Source organism: Pseudomonas sp. zfem002, from assembly GCF_032621685.1.
Taxonomy (GTDB): domain Bacteria; phylum Pseudomonadota; class Gammaproteobacteria; order Pseudomonadales; family Pseudomonadaceae; genus Aquipseudomonas; species Aquipseudomonas japonica.
In genome coordinates this window covers 69,381-84,539 of the sequence record NZ_JAVYJH010000028.1, presented here as the reverse complement: position 1 = coordinate 84,539, position 15,159 = coordinate 69,381, and the positions used below count along the sequence as shown (strand labels likewise).

Here is a 15,159-nt window from a genome sequence, read left to right as displayed (position 1 = left end):
GGGAACGGGCGCTTCCTGCTGCGACAACTCGAAGGGACAAGAGCTGAAATGGCTCTTGCCGTGACCGCTTACAACCTCAAGCGGGCGATCAGTGTCCTGGGTGCCAAGCAAATGATGCAACTGATGGGCTGTGTCCTGGGTGCCAAGCAAATGATGCAACTGATGGGCTGAAGAGCCTTTTTCAGCACAAAAACAAACGCCCCGAACAAGTCGGGGCGTTTGGTATAGGGCCTGTCAGTGTGTTTTCACACAGTCTGGTAAGGGCCTTTTTTCGTTGCAGCGAAAACCACTGATAACCGGCAGTATCCGGATATTTCAAGGCCAGATTCGAGGCCAGAATGGGATGTGCGGACTCGTCGCGACGAAGCGCGGGCACTATTAAACACGCGGCTCCCCATGGAAATGCGGTAGCACGAATGTTCCCAATTCCTCCAATGTCTGGTCCAACGGCCGCCGGTTGTGCCGCAAATGTAGACCAATATGCGCCACGCCTGCCGCGCGCATGGCCTCGAGTTCTGCAATCAACCCCTTGCGCCCGACCTTGCAGCCGAAGCGGTGACGCTCCAGCGGCGCTTCGGGGTTTTCATCCAGGTCCAGGTGAATGAACGACACGTAGGGCTTGTCTCCCGCCACCTCACGCCACACCCCCGCGCGATGCACGTGTTCGGCGGGAGTGCCAGGGTAGGCCAGCCAGCCGTCCAAATGCTCGCCGACCCAGGCCGGGCTCTGTTGCGCCAGGCCCGCCACTAGCAGCGGTAAAGGCTGGCGCGGCCTCGGGAGTACTTCGACGCCAGCTGGTAGATCGGCACTGCGCCACTCACGCAGCAGGGTGATTTGCTTTCGAAACGTCTCGCCACGGTTATCGAAGTCGCGGCCGAACAAAGGATACTCCACCGGTCGGTCACCACTGGCCACCCCCAGCAGCAAGCGTCCGCCACTTAGCACGTCTGCGCTGGCAGCCGCCTTCATGGTCAGCAACGGTTCGCGGATCGGTAACACCACGGCGGCGGTGCCGAGAAGGATATTGCTGGTCACCCCGGCCAGGAAACCCAGGTAGGTGAAGACCTCGAATACCTGTGCAGCATCGCCGAATCCTGGATCGTACAGGGGCACGTCACGTACCCAGAGCGCTCGGAATCCCAGGCGGTCGGCGAGGGTAGCCAGGCGCGCGTGGTGGGTTAGATCGGGTATCCCGAACGGTGTCCCAGCCTGCTGCCGAGACTGCTCGCGCACACTGTTCCAATCGTTGTCCAAAGGAAGTTCCAGGCCGATGCTCAGGCCTCCAGAGGCAAGTTTCTGCAAAGTAGGATTCATGGCTAAGGATCGCAAGACAAGAAATGGCGTCCAGCCTAAGACAGCGTCAGGTCGTGCAGTAGACCCAGATAATTCAAATCAATTGTGAATTGAGTTCGTGTAAGAGGCTGGGATGTCAATCGCCCCTTGTGGAGGGAGTTGCCACACTTTTCAGTTGTTTCGAAAACAGTTTTAACCCGTCGCCGCCTGCCCAGCCCTCACGCCGCAAGTTAACCTTTTCCTATTTGTGCCCAAGGATCAGCAATGGCCCGACTTGATATCAATCGCTCCGGTGAGCTGGAGGTTTTCGTGCGTGTCGTCCAGGCCGGAAGCTTCTCGGCGGCGGCGCGAGACCTGCGTATAACGCCCTCGGCGGTGAGCAAGCTGGTTGCACGCCTGGAAGGGAGATTGGGCTCACGACTGTTCAACCGTTCGACCCGTCAGCTGAGCCTGACCCATGAAGGTCGCGCTTACTACGAGCGGGGTATGGGCCTACTCGCCGATCTGGACGAACTGGAGCGCAACGTTGCCTCCCAGGATGCGCCGCGAGGACGGGTGCGCATCAATGCCAACATGGCCTTCGGTTATCACTACCTGTTGCCGCTGGTCCCACTGCTCATCGAGCACCTGCCAGAAGTGAAGCTCGATCTGGTGCTGACCGACGAGGTGGTCGACGTCGTCGGTCAGCGTACCGATATCGCTGTCCGAGCAGGCCCCATGAAAAGCTCCAACCTGATCGCTCGCAAGCTTGGCCATACACGTATGGTGATCGTCGGCGCGCCCGGCTATCTTCAACTTCATGGTATTCCGGACGGTCCCGCAGCGCTGCAGCGCCACAACCTGTTGACGGCCAATTATGCGCGAGCCTTCAATGGCTGGCCCCTGCAGGAGGGTGACCAGGTGATCAAGGTAGTCACGGCCGGCAGCGTTCAGGCCAGCGATGGTGAAGCCCTGCGCCACCTGGCGCTCAATGGCACCGGGTTGGCAAGGTTGGCCGCCTTCCGGGTGCGTGAGGACATTGCCGAGGGGCGTCTGGTGCCGGTGATGGAGGCGTACAACCCAGGCGACCTGGAAGAGGTGCATGCAGTGTTCGTCGGCCAGGATGGCTATGTACCGCTTCGGGTTCGCGCGGTGCTGGATTTTCTCGTCGAGCACGTGCACGTTCAATGACCGTGGCCGTGCTCCGGTTACTTTGCTTGGAGTGCGCAACGTGAGCAGCCAGGCGATTCTCATCGGTGTCGATCTTGGTACCTCCAGCACCCGGGCCGTGGCTCTCGATGCCCAGGGCACCTTGCGGGGTGTCGCACGAGTAGGCGATGTGCCGATGACGCGGCGCTCGGGGCAGGGCATGGTTCGGGAGGGTTTTCTCGAGGCACCGCTGGCGGCCATCCGGCAAGCACTTGACGAAGCCCGGGCGAGCCCGGCGCAGGTATCCGGGATCGCATTATGCGGACAGATGGCCGGACTCTGCGCGGTGGATGCCATGGGTGACCCCGCTGCTTCCTGCGATGCATGGCTCGACCTGTCCTGTGCCTCGAGCGTGGCCTTGTTACGGCCGCATGAGCGGCAGATCGTGGCGCGCTCGGGCAGCCAACTGATCGCCAGCCACGGCGCCAGGTGGTTGCAGATCCGCCAGCAACAGCCAGATCTCTACCAGCGCTTGTGCAAGCTGACGGTCCCTTGTGCTGTAGTGGCCGGACGGCTGTGTGGGCTGCCTGGGCAAGCGACGTTCATGGATACCACGTGCCTGGGGTTCAACTGTTTTGCCGATGTTGCCGCCGGCGGCTGGAACCTTGACCTGGTCCGGGCCCTGGAGCTTGATCCTGCGCACCTGCCGCGCGTCGTGGAACCGTGGGAGCGGATCGGTGGGTTGAGCCGCGACATCGCCCGGGCGCTTGGTCTTCTTCAGGGGACGCCGGTCTTCGCCGGATGCGGTGATATCGCCGCGACCCTGCTGGGCAGTGGCGTGTCAGTGCCAGGGCAGCTGGTAGACATTGCGGGCACCGGCTCGGTGTTCTGCGCGGTACGTGGCGACTTCACCGTGGACGACCAGCACCACACCTTGCTGACGCTGCGCCACTGCATACCGGGGCTCTATTACAGCGCCGGCTACGTCGGTGGCGGCGGGTTGTGCTGTGACTGGCTGGAGTCGCTGCGGGCTGAAGCCCGCCCGCCTCAGGATGTCAGCGCGGCATTGCGAGAACTCACCCAGGTGCCACCGTTGTTGTTCGTACCGCACATGGGCGGCCGTCATCTACCGTTGTTTGCGGATATGCGCGGAGCCTTTGTCGGACTGACCTGGCAGCACGGCCTGGCCGACATGCAACGGGCGATGGTCGAGGCTACCGCCTTTGAGTACGCCAGTTTTCTGGAGGCCATGCTGGGCACCGGCTTGAGGCCCGTCGAGGGCGGTGTGGTGGTGGTAGGCGGGGGAGCCTCGAGCGAGGTGTTCAACCAGGTCAAGGCCGACGTGCTAGGGCTGGCCTATCGTCGTCACGGGGTATTCGAGGCGGCGGCCCGAGGGGCGGCGCTGTTGGCTGGCCACGGAGCTGGGGTATTCAGCGACCTGAACAAGGCTGCCGGACGGGTGGCGGGGGCGGTGCATGGGGTCACGCTGCCGGACAAAGCCAGGCACGGGTTGTACCAGCAACGGCGGGAGGTGTACGGCAGGATGCTGGAAGCGCTCGAGCCGGTGTTCCGAGACATGGCGAGGCTGGCATCCATGTAACCCGGTCTGCTGGCCTCATCGCGGTTGCAGATCTTCTCGACCCCTCAATGTCCCACGGGTCTGAGCAGGTGGCGCGCAGGTGTTTCCAGTTCGTTGAAATAGCGCACTGCGAAATCGACGAACGCCCGTACCCGCTGGGGCAGTTTCTTACCGCCCTCAGTCAGCAGATGGAAACCGGTCGCTGGGCAGCTGAAATCCTCCAGCAACGGAACCAGCCGCTGTTCCTGAATATCTTCGGCAACCTCCCAGACCGACTTCCAGGCGATCCCCAGCCCTTGCAGCGCCCATTGGCGCAGGGTGAAGCCATCGTTGACCAGGCGATTACCCTGGACGTGCACCGAAAACGTTTCCCCGTCACGAGTGAAACGCCACTTGTCCTGGGGGAAATCCGCCTGTAGATGAATCAGGCAGTTGTGCTCCAGCAGGTGCTCCGGGCACAGCGGCGCACCGTGGCGTGCCAGGTAATCCGGGGAGCAGCAGACAATGCGACGGTCACCACCCAGCGAACGCGCGACCAGGGTGCTGTCAGGCAGGTTGCCATAGCGGATCGCGATGTCCGAGCCGGACTCGACGAAATCCAGCAAGCGGTCGGTGAAGAACAGTCGCACGGTGACATGGGGGTGCTGCTCGACGAAAGCGTCGACCAACTGGCTGACCCACTGGCGGCCCAGGTCGGTGGGGCAGGTAACGCCGATCGTGCCACGCAGTTGTGCACTACCGCCACGGATGACGCTGTCGAGCGCCTCGACGTCCTCCAGGATCTTCTGCGCCGCCTCAAACAGGTACACGCCTTCGGCGGTGGGGCTCAACCCACGTGTGTTGCGTTTGAGCAGACGAAGACCATAGAACTCCTCCATCGCCTTGAGGCGACCGCTCATGGCGGCTGGTGAAAGGCCAAGCTGACGCCCGGCCATCGACAATGAACCGCTTTGTACCACCAGCCTGAACAGCCGTAGGTCCTGGAGCCTGTCTGCCATGGTGTCACCTCGTTGTCGTCATTGCGTGCCAGGGCATCATTTTTCACGCCTGCTTAAAGGTTGGCAATGTAATGGCTTGAAGGCGGTGAATACAGGGAACGGCCTTTCGAATTCCCTGAAAAGTCATTCCGGGAAAATCGAATACTTGTCAGGTAACAACGCTCCTTAACATGGCAACAGGCTCAACGCTAAGAGGAGTTGAATGATGTCAGTTGCATCGAATCAAACCATCCACGGCAATCAGGATGTCGCCGATCTGTTTCGCAGCGCCATGGGGCGTTTCGCCTCATCGGTCACTTTGGTCACCACTGTCGACGAGCACTGCTGCCCGCACGGCCTGGCTGCCACAGCTTTCTCCTCGGTTTCGATGGATCCCGCCTCTGCGCTGGTCTGCGTCAACCGTAGTTCCAGTGCGTCACCGATTATCAAACGATCCGGCCTGTTCTGCGTGAACATGCTGCAGAAGGAGCATGAGGCCCTGTGCGCCATCTTCAGCAAGCCTGAACTGCGAGACCGGCGTTTCGTCGATGGTGACTGGGCGGTAGGCGTCAACGGGCTGCGCTACCTGGCCGACGCCCAGGCTTCGATCTTCTGCGAAGTCGTCCAGGAGGTGGAATACGGCTCTCACACCATCTTCATCGGCAATGTCGTGAACGTCATGACCCAGTCGCTGGAGTCGCCACTCGTGTACATGGGTGGGCGCTTCAGGGAATTGGCAGCCTGACTGCACTCAATGCTCGTACCCCTCAAATAAATACAAGAAGTGGTGTTCGTATGTACGGCTTCAGTTCCAAGGTGCGCCTGATGCCACCTTCATTCAAGCTCAACGCCCAGGCGTCGGGTATCACCGGTCCGTTGCTTGGCCTGGTTGTTCTGTGCGTGGTGCTCAGCTTGACCACCGACGCATTTCTCACCTTGAGCAACCTCCTCAATATCCTCGATCAGGTGACCGTGCTGGGCATCATGGCATTGGGCATGACACTGGTTATCCTGATCGGCGGAATCGACCTGTCAGTCGGGGCGGTGCTGGCCGTGTCGATCATGGTCATGAGTTGGGCCGAGCACGTCATGGGCCTGCCCATGGGCCTGGCAATCGGCGCGGCACTGCTGACTGGAGCAGCCTGCGGCGGTGTCACTGCGATGCTGGTGGTGCGTGCCGGCTTGCCTTCGTTCATCGCCACGCTGGCAATGATGTCCGTTGCCCGTGGCCTGGCCTACATGGTTACCGACGGTACGCAGATCAGCGGCTTCCCGGAATGGTTCGGCAACCTTTCCATCATCCGCTACGCCGGCGTGGTGTCGCTGACCGTGGCCTGTTTCGTGGTTCTGGCCCTGCTGTTCTGGTTCGTGCTGCGCTTTACCGTGGCCGGGCGCAGCCTCTACGCCATCGGCGGTAGCGCCAAGGTGGCCAAGCTGTCGGGCATCCGGGTCAAGACCCATACCGCCATCGTCTACGTGGTCTGCGGTATCACCGCCGCGCTGGGTGGGGTCATCCTCACGTCGCGCCTTGACACTGCCGGCGCCGGTGCCGGGGTCGGCTACGAACTGGATGTGATCGCCGCGGTGGTGATCGGCGGCGGCAGCCTCAAGGGCGGCGCTGGCAGCGTGGTCGGCACGCTGGTGGGCGTCCTGATCATCGGCGTACTGCGCAACGGCTTGAACCTGGCCGGCATCTCGCCCTTCGTCCAGCAAGTGATCATTGGTGCTGTCATTGCCGCTGCAGTGATGCTCGATGCCATGAAGCGAAAGACCGCGTAACCCCCCGCATCAGCCTTTGACAATCAGAACAATTCTGGAGGCGTGTAATGAACGTTTTCTCTTCGCGCGTGCGCGTTTTTCTTGCCCTGCTGCTGCTGCCCGCCCTGGCCAGTGCTGAAGGCAAACCGCTGAAAGTCGGTATGTCGATCCCCAGCCTGCAATGGGAGTTCTACCTGATGGTGCGTGACGGCGTGCTGGAGCAGGCCGCAAAGGATGGCATCAAGGAGGTGCTGGTCGTTGACGCGCAGGCCGACGCCGCGCGTCAGGTCAGCCAGATCCAGGACTTGCTGAGCAAAGGTATCGACGTGCTGCTGTACACCGCCACCGGCTCTGCTGCCTCGGCGGTACCAGTACGCCTGGCCAGGCAGCAGGGTGTACCGGTGGTGTGCGTCGATAACTTCCCGAAGAACGTCGAGTGTGATGCGTACGTCTCCACTGACAACACCGCTGCCGCCGCCGAACTGGCGCGCCAGGTGGTGAAACTGACCGGCGGCAAGGCGCAGATCGGCCTGCTCCAGGGCACCCTTGGCGACACCACCGAGAAGACCCGCGCCGACGGCTTCGATGTCGAACTGGCCAAGACCCCGGGCATGGTGATCATCGATCGCAAACCCACCGACTGGCTGCAGGACAACGGCTTCAAGGTGGCCCAGGACATGCTGCAGAAGCATCCGCAGATCGATGTCTTCGTTGGCCGCTCGGATGCTCCGGCCCTGGGCGCCGCCCAGGCCGTGCGCGTGGCCAACGTGCAGCACAAGGTGTGGATCTTCGGCTACGACGGCCTGCGTCCTGCGCTGGAGGCGGTCCGCGACGGCAAGATGGACATGACCATCACTCAGCAAGCGGTGGAGATGGGCCGTATCGCCCTGCGCACTGCGCTTGCCCTCAAGGCTGGCGCGCCGGTGGAGAAGCATCAGGCGCTGCCCGCTTTCGTCACCACCCGCGAGAACGTCGAGACGTTCATCGCCCGCCACCCATGAAAAGGACGCCGAGCATGAAAATGGCAAGCACGCACGCGCCATTCTTCCGCGCCGACCAGTTGGGGATGTCATTCAACGGTATCGGTGTGCTGGAGAGCATCAGCCTGGAAATCGGCCGCGGTGAAGTGGTGGCGCTACTCGGCGAAAACGGCGCTGGCAAGTCCACGCTGTCGTCGATCATCGCCGGCTCCCTGTGTCCAAGCCGTGGCCGCATGACCCTCGAAGGTCAGCCCTATGCGCCGACCTGCCCGAAGGATGCCATTGCCCTGGGGGTGATCATGATCCACCAGGAAATTCAGCTACTGCCTGAGCTGAGCGTGGCGGAGAACATCTTCCTTGGCCATCTGCCGACCCGCAATGGCGTGGTGGACCGCCCGCGTATGCGCCGCGAGGCACAGGTGCAGCTCGAGCGCCTGGGACTGGACATTTCGCCGGACACACTGGTACGCGAGCTGAGCATTGCCGCTCAGCAACTGGTGGAAATCGCCAAAGCCCTGACCCTGAACTCGCAGTTGCTGATCCTCGATGAGCCCACCGCTGCGCTGGGCGGGGAGGAGACTGAACGGCTGTTCGAGCAGATCGAGGCGCTCAAGCGCGAAGGCGTGTCGTTCATCTACATCAGCCACCGAATGGAAGAAATCGGCCGTATCGCCGACCGCATTGTGGTGATGCGTGACGGCCACCTGGTCGCCCATCACGCTCAAGCGGATGTTGAGGTGGGCGTGTTGGTGGCACAGATGGTCGGCCGTTCGATCGAGCGGCTGTTCCCGGTGATCGCAGCGCCCCTTGCCCGAGAAGTGTTGACGGTGCGTCACCTGACCTGCCGCAACCAGCGCTTTCAGGACATCTCGTTCTCGGTGCGCGCCGGTGAAGTCTTCGGCATCGCCGGTATGGTCGGCGCCGGGCGTAGCGAGGTGATCCGGGCCATTGCCGGGGTCGACCCGGTGGCCAGCGGCGAGGTGACAGTCGACGGCCAGGTCCTGCGTCTGGATGGTGTGCGCGGTTCGATTGACGCCGGCGTGGTGCTGGTGCCCGAGGACCGCAAGGCCGAAGGCGTGGTGTTGGACCATTCGATCGCCGAGAACCTGGCCTATTGCAACCTTGACCGCCTCGGCATTCGAGGGTTGCTGACGCGCAGCAGAATCGATGCTTTCGCCAGCGAGCGCATCGCCACGCTGGGCGTCAAGGGTGATCCGGACAAGCCTCTGGACAAGCTTTCCGGCGGCAACCAGCAGAAGGTGGTGATCGCCAAATGGATCGCCCGTCAGCCCAGGGTGATCATTCTCGACGAGCCGACCCGTGGCATAGACATGGGGGCCCGCGCCGCGATCTACCAGTTGATCGCCGACCTCGCCGGCAGTGGCGCGGCCGTGGTGGTGGTGAGCTCGGACCTGGACGAGGTGATTGGCCTTTCCCACCGTGTGATGGTCATGGCCCGTGGCAGTTGCCAGGGCATTCTCGACGGTGAGCAGGTCGCACCGCAGCAGATCATGGCCCTGGCGACTGCCTGAGGAGGTGCCGATGGACGTTATCGAATACCAGCACCTTCCTGAGCACAACCGCGTTCTTGAACACATCCCGCTGGGCCGCCCGGCGGAGCCATGCGAAATCGCCAACGTGGCGTTGTTCCTGGCATCGCCCCTGGCCTCATACCTCACCGGCACCGACATCACGGTCGACGGCGGTTGGCTGCTGCACGGCAGCTGACGCCCTCGCCCTACCGCCAAGGCGCCCGTGTGGGTGTCCGGGCACGCTATCGCCTGATAAAGGAGAACCACCATGAAACTCGCGATGTTCATGCAGCCTCTGCACCACAAGGGCTGGGACTACCATGAAATGTACGACCAGGACATTGCCTGTGTCGTCCACGCCGATCAGGTCGGCTACGACGAAATGTGGATCGGTGAGCACACCTCGCAGCGCACCGAGCCGATTACCAACGCCCTGCAGTTCATGTCCGCACTCATCCCGCTGACTCAGCGCATCAAGCTGTGCACCGGCGTGCTCAACCTGCCGCACCACCACCCGGCGCGCATTGCCGCCGACGCTGCCATGTTCGACCACATGAGCCGTGGCCGCTTCATCATGGGTATCGGCCCAGGGGGGTTGGCCTCCGACTTTGAAGTCTATGGCAGTAACGGCAAGGACCGTGGCCGGATGATGGTCGAGTGCTACGAGATGATCCGCAAGATCTGGAGCAGCAATCCACCCTACCAGTTCTCTGGCGAATTCTTCGACGTGTCGCTGGTGAACACGGTCAATCATGAGCTGGAGATCGGCTATATGCCCAAGCCGTTCCAGCATCCGTTCCCGCGCCCGGCCACTACCGCCATGAGCCCGTTCTCCAGCACTGCGAAACTGGCCGGCAGCAAGGACTGGGACCTGATGTCCGCGAACTTCAACCCGACCGCCACGGTCGCGTCGCACTGGCAGGCTTACCTCAAGGGTGCCGAGGAGGCCGGACACCAGGCCGACCCGCGCAACTGGCGAGTGGCGCGTTCGGTGTTCGTCGCCGACTCCAAGGCCCAGGCCGAGGACTATCTGGCTGACCCGAACTGCACCCTGCGGCGTTACTTCGAGTACATGATCGATAACCTCGCCAGCAACAACTACATGCAGATCTTCAAGACCCGCCCTGACATGACGGATGCCGAGGTCACCGTCGATCACTGCATCCGAGAGATGGTGATCTACGGGGATGCCGACAGCGTGGTCGATCAACTGGTCGCCTTCAGCGAGCGGACCGGCCCGTTCGGCACCCTGATGACCACTTTCCACGAATGGGATGACGAGGCCTTGTGGCGTCGTTCGATGGAGCTGACCGCCCGTGAAGTGATGCCACGACTGAGCCGTTACATGCAGCCGCGTCTCGATGCAGCAATGGCCGTCGGCGCCTGAGCGGCGCCTTCTGACAGACTACCGATCCAAGGTGCAACATGACCCTAGCAGTTGATCCGAGCAACACCGATGAGTACGCCCTCACGCCCACCGAGCTGGCACGCTTGCGCGAGAAGGCGCAGTTCATCCGCCTGGAAACCATCCGCCTCATCGAGATCGCCAAGGTTGGCCATTACACCTCGGTGTTTTCCGCCGCCGAGCTGTTCGCCGCGCTGTACTACGACGTGATGTCCCTGCGGCATGGCGAGCCCAAGTGGCCGCTGCGCGACCGCTTCATGATGGGCAAGGGCCACGCCGCCGTGGGCCTGTTCCCGGTGTTGGTGGAGTGGGGCTTCTTCGACAAGGAAATTCTCGATGGCTACACCCGCCTGGGCAACCCGCTGGGCGACCACCCGGACATGCGCAAGGTGCCGGGTGTCGATTTCTCCTCCGGCTCCATTGGCCACGCACTATCGGGCGGGCTGGGCATGGCGATGGCCGGGCGTATGCTCGGCCAGGACTTCACCACGTTTGTCATGCTCGGCGACGGTGAGATGCAGGAAGGCCAGGTATGGGAAGCGGCCATGGCGGCCTCGCATCACAAGGTCGGCAGCCTGGTGGCAATCGTCGACCGCAACGGATTCCAGCTCGACGGCAGCGTCGACGACGTCATCGGTGTCGAGCCGCTGGCCGACAAGTGGCGCGCGTTCGGTTGGGATGTCCATGACGTCGATGGCCACGACCTGGCCGCGCTGACCCCACTGTTGCGCCGCATCAAGGCCGAGAAGGGCCGCGAGAAACCGGTGTGCATCATTGCCCAGACCCTCAAGGGCAAAGGCGTCTCGTACATGGAGACCGAGCCGGGTTGGCACCTGGGTTATCTGGACCCTGAAGACGCGCAGCGCGCCATCGACGAAATCAAGAGCAAGGTGATCTGACCATGAATACTGCCCCCCTGTCCCCCAATTCCTGGCAGTACCGTGCCCTCAATACCCAGACGCCTGGCCTGGACGCGCTGTCCGATGCTTTGCTGGCGCTGGTCGAGCAGGGCGAGCCGGTGGTCGCGGGTACCGCGGACCTTCAGTACTCCAACGGCCTGGCCAAGTTCGCTCAGCACTACCCGGAGCGCTTCGTGCAGTTCGGTATTTCCGAGCAGAACATGGTGTCGTGCGCAGCCGGCATGGCTGCGGTCGGTATGAAACCGTTCGTGGCCACCTTTGCCTCGTTCCTGCCGCTCCTGTGCTGCGAGCAGATTCGCATGGATGTCGCTTACTCGGCGCTGCCGGTGCGCCTGATTGGCCATCACTCCGGGATATCCCTGGGCTTCTATGGAACCTCGCACCATGCCACCGAAGACCTGGCGATCATGCGCGCGATTGCTGACATCACCATCGTCGCACCGGCCGATGCCAACCAGCTCAAGGCCGCGATCAAGGCTTCGGCCAACTACCCGCAGCCGATCTACTTCCGCATCCAGCGCGGGCGAGACCCGGTGGTGTATGAAGAAGAACCTGTGTTCGAGTTCGGCAAGGCCACCACGCTGCTTACCGGTGACGAACTGACCATCATCGCCACAGGCTCGACCGTGCATCCAGCGCTGCAGGCGGCCAAGGCACTGAATGCCCAGGGTCGCTCGGTGGGGGTGCTGGACATGACCACGGTCAAACCGCTGGATGTGGAGGCTGTGCTGCGCGTGGCGCGCCAGAGCCGGGCGATCCTGACCGTCGAAGAGCACAACATCATCGGCGGCCTGGGGGGCGCTGTGTGCGAGGTGATCGCCGAAGCAGGCATCGGTACGCGCATCCGCCGTCATGGCATCTATGACGAGTACAGCCTGATCGCGCCGCCTACCCACCTCTATCGTCACTACAAGCTGGATGCCGAAGGCGTCGAGAGCGTGGCGCGAGCGTTGATCGACTGACCTGAAACCCAGGGCCAGCACGTTCCTGCAACGATTGCCACGACCGCTGCAGGGACGTGCCGGCCACACCCGGCAGGGCTTGCCCTGCTATCCCCCAGATCTTGCCCGAATACAACAACAAGAGTGCAAGGCCATGACCCTTTCCTGCGACTGACGATCCTTACAGATCCCCAATAAACGATTTTCGCCGCGATCGTGCGGCGGGTGAGCGCGTGTCTGACGTCCTCGCCACGGACAGCTGTCGCCCGCAGAAAACTGATCGCCCGCAACAGAACAACAACAAAGCGGAGCACCACCATGAAACTGAAGTTCCTCACCAGCCTTGCCGGGGCGTCCCTGGCTGGCATCGTATTGCCGGCCTATGCCCTGGAGTTTACCGGCTACTTTCGAACCGGCGTCGGCGGCGCCGCCAGTGGCGGCAGCCAGAGCTGCTTTCAGCTTCCCGGCTCACCCGCGAAGTACCGCTTGGGCAACGAGTGCGAACAGCTCGCCGAACTTCAATTGGCTCAAGACCTGATCAAGCCTGGCGACGGCTCGACCCTGAGTGTGGTGGGTATGGCCCAGCTGTTCGCGGGCTATGGCCACAGTCCACAGTTCACCGGCGAGCACGGCTATTCCCGGATGGTGCAGATGTACGCCCAGTGGCGTGACATGCCGGTACTCAACGGGGGGGCGTTCTGGGCCGGCCGGCGCTACTACCGACGCAACGACATTCACATCTCCGACTATTTCTATTGGAACCAGAGCGCCACGGGCTTCGGATTTGACGAAGTGGCCATTGGCGACCTCGCGTACAGCTATGTGTTCTCGCGCAAGGACAACCTGTTCCAGGAACCCTACATCAACCGCCACGATTTCAATGTCGGTGGCTTCAAGAGCAACTCGGGGGGAGAGTTGGAGTTCGGCGTGAGTTATCTGCAACGGCCCGACAGCCGCGACGCCCACAGCGGCTGGTCAGTGGCCGCGCAGCACAAGCAGAAGGGTTTTCTCGGCGGGCTGAACACGTTCGCCCTGCAATACGGCCGTGGCCCCGGCACCGCCCTGGGCTACACCGGTGACCCTGCCCTGGACAACGGCAACCAGAGCTGGCGCGCGGTGGAGTACTTTGACTGGCAACTGACGCCGCGCTTCGGCGGGCAGTTCCAGGTGGTCTACCAGAAGGACCGCCGTCCTGATGGACATGACCAGGACTGGCTGTCGCTGGGGGTGCGCCCCGTGTATGCGTTCAGCGACCAGTTCAAGCTGATCACGGAGCTTGGCCGCGACCAGATCGATGCCCCGGGCGGCACACGCAAGCTGACCAAGTTCACCGTCGCGCCCACCTGGTCACCGGCAGGGCCGGGCTTCTGGCAGCGACCGGAGATACGCCTTTACTACACCCATGCGCGCTGGAACCAGGCAGCGCAGCGTGCCGCCAATGAGCTTGCCGCGGGCTCGGCGCTGTCTGAAAACGGAGCTTTCGGCAATGCGCTGCATGGCAGTAACGTCGGGGTGCAGGTGGAGTATTGGTGGAAGTGAGGCGCTAGTGTGGCGGGTGTGGGGTGACCTGCACCCGCCTGTTTGCCTCCAAGGGGGGGACTGACTAGACCGCTTGGCTTACCAATGCACGCTGGTAGCGCGCAACCACTGGTGAATCGACTCACGCTTGGGCAGCCAGCCGAGCAGCTGCCGCGCGTTTACCGCCCGTACGCGGCTGTTTGAGCCAATCGCAAAGCGTGCCCAGTCACCCAGCTCGGCAATCGCCTCGTCCGCCGGCCAGCTCTCGATACGCCCTTCGAAGCCCAGTGCGTGGCTGATGGAAGTCGCGATCTCGAGGAACGAAGCCTCGCCGTTTTCGGCAAAGAACAACGACGCCGAAGGTGCTTTTTCCAATGCCAGTCGATACAGCTCGGCAAGGTCCTCGATGTGTACGTTGGACCACCGATGCACGCCTGCGCCCAGGTAGGCGCCAGCGCCGAACTGACGTGACTTGGCCAGCAGCTTGGGCAACTGGTCGCTGGCGGTCGGCAGGCCCAGTGCATCGCCGTAGATCATGGTCGGGCAGAACACGATGGCGCGGATGCCCAGTTCCACGCCGGCATTGCGCACTCGCTGGTTGATCGCTACACGGTCGCGACGAATGTCCATCGGCTCGAACGGCGTCTCGTCGGTGAAGATCGCCTGCCGTTCGTAGGCACCGCGCGCGTCGTCGCCGACCACGCTGGAGCCGGAGGTGTGGATGAACGGTTTACCGCTGTCGCGCAGGGCGTTGATGAAGGTCTCGACGCTGGCCCGGTGATCGGAGTCGGCGGTGTGCACCACGGCGTCGGCGGCCTGGGCCTGCTGGGTGAGGATGTAGCTGTCATCCAGGGTGCCCAGTACTGGGGTGATGCCCAGGGCTTGCAGGGCATCGCGTTTGGCAGGATCGCGGATTAGCCCGCTGACTTCGTGCCCGGCGTCCGCCAGGTACTTGGCTACCGAGCCACCGATGTAGCCCGAAGCGCCGGTAATGAAGATTTTCATCGTGGACCTTTCTTGTTGATGAGTGGAGGGAAGCAATCTGGATTGCAGCCCTACGGTAAGAACTTGCCGAAGGCGCGACCAGTCGCTAACCACGCACAACTCTTGTGACGTCGATTCGTATCA

General features: G+C 62.5%; 14 protein-coding genes. 11 read left to right on the top strand and 3 right to left on the bottom strand.

All coding sequences use genetic code 11. The annotated features are described in order from the left end of the window. Positions 1-378: 378 nt before the first annotated feature. A complete protein-coding gene (locus RTI28_RS26405; protein WP_316923224.1) occupies positions 379-1,314 on the bottom strand; it encodes a TIGR03571 family LLM class oxidoreductase in 936 nt (311 codons plus the stop codon). Between the two features lie 243 nt (positions 1,315-1,557). Between RTI28_RS26405 and RTI28_RS26400 the strand changes: the two genes are divergently transcribed. Together RTI28_RS26400 and RTI28_RS26395 are read left to right on the top strand one after the other, a co-directional pair. Further along, positions 1,558-2,463: a LysR family transcriptional regulator gene (locus tag RTI28_RS26400; protein ID WP_316923223.1), complete on the top strand. Its 906-nt coding sequence runs from the start codon at positions 1,558-1,560 to the stop codon at positions 2,461-2,463. 40 nt (positions 2,464-2,503) lie between these two features. Beyond that, positions 2,504-4,021 (top strand): xylulokinase, encoded by a 1,518-nt coding sequence (locus RTI28_RS26395; RefSeq protein WP_316923222.1) that lies wholly within the window; start codon positions 2,504-2,506, stop codon positions 4,019-4,021. A gap of 44 nt (positions 4,022-4,065) precedes the next feature. On the opposite strand, the gene RTI28_RS26390 is transcribed toward RTI28_RS26395, so the two are convergent. Further along, complete coding sequence (locus RTI28_RS26390) at positions 4,066-4,998, bottom strand: LysR family transcriptional regulator (protein WP_316923221.1); 933 nt, start codon at positions 4,996-4,998, stop codon at positions 4,066-4,068. A gap of 205 nt (positions 4,999-5,203) precedes the next feature. Here RTI28_RS26390 and RTI28_RS26385 point away from each other — a divergent pair, with 205 nt between their 5' ends. The 9 genes from RTI28_RS26385 to RTI28_RS26345 all read left to right on the top strand — a co-directional run bounded on the left by RTI28_RS26385 (position 5,204) and on the right by RTI28_RS26345 (position 14,052). Continuing rightward, positions 5,204-5,722, top strand: coding sequence for a flavin reductase family protein (locus RTI28_RS26385; protein ID WP_042126321.1), 519 nt, complete (start codon positions 5,204-5,206; stop codon positions 5,720-5,722). Between the two features lie 80 nt (positions 5,723-5,802). Beyond that, positions 5,803-6,756, top strand: a complete 954-nt coding sequence (locus RTI28_RS26380) for an ABC transporter permease (protein WP_316923220.1) — start codon at positions 5,803-5,805, stop codon at positions 6,754-6,756. Positions 6,757-6,803: 47 nt separating this feature from the next. Continuing rightward, a complete protein-coding gene (locus RTI28_RS26375; RefSeq protein ID WP_316923219.1) occupies positions 6,804-7,736 on the top strand; it encodes a sugar ABC transporter substrate-binding protein in 933 nt (310 codons plus the stop codon). 14 nt (positions 7,737-7,750) lie between these two features. Next, positions 7,751-9,247, top strand: coding sequence for a sugar ABC transporter ATP-binding protein (locus RTI28_RS26370; protein WP_316923218.1), 1,497 nt, complete (start codon positions 7,751-7,753; stop codon positions 9,245-9,247). A gap of 10 nt (positions 9,248-9,257) precedes the next feature. Then, on the top strand, positions 9,258-9,443 hold the full coding sequence (locus RTI28_RS26365) for an SDR family oxidoreductase (protein WP_316923217.1): 186 nt from the start codon (positions 9,258-9,260) through the stop codon (positions 9,441-9,443). Positions 9,444-9,515: 72 nt separating this feature from the next. Beyond that, on the top strand, positions 9,516-10,634 hold the full coding sequence (locus RTI28_RS26360) for an LLM class flavin-dependent oxidoreductase (protein WP_316923216.1): 1,119 nt from the start codon (positions 9,516-9,518) through the stop codon (positions 10,632-10,634). A 38-nt stretch (positions 10,635-10,672) separates the two neighbouring features. Next, positions 10,673-11,551, top strand: coding sequence for a transketolase (locus RTI28_RS26355; protein WP_042126327.1), 879 nt, complete (start codon positions 10,673-10,675; stop codon positions 11,549-11,551). Positions 11,552-11,553: 2 nt separating this feature from the next. Continuing rightward, entirely contained in the window at positions 11,554-12,534 is a 981-nt protein-coding gene (locus tag RTI28_RS26350) for a transketolase family protein (RefSeq protein ID WP_316923215.1), read from the top strand. A gap of 297 nt (positions 12,535-12,831) precedes the next feature. Beyond that, positions 12,832-14,052: a carbohydrate porin gene (locus tag RTI28_RS26345; protein ID WP_316923214.1), complete on the top strand. Its 1,221-nt coding sequence runs from the start codon at positions 12,832-12,834 to the stop codon at positions 14,050-14,052. A gap of 78 nt (positions 14,053-14,130) precedes the next feature. Here RTI28_RS26345 and RTI28_RS26340 read toward each other — a convergent pair whose 3' ends face one another. Beyond that, complete coding sequence (locus tag RTI28_RS26340) at positions 14,131-15,036, bottom strand: NAD-dependent epimerase/dehydratase family protein (protein WP_316923213.1); 906 nt, start codon at positions 15,034-15,036, stop codon at positions 14,131-14,133. Positions 15,037-15,159: the final 123 nt, after the last annotated feature.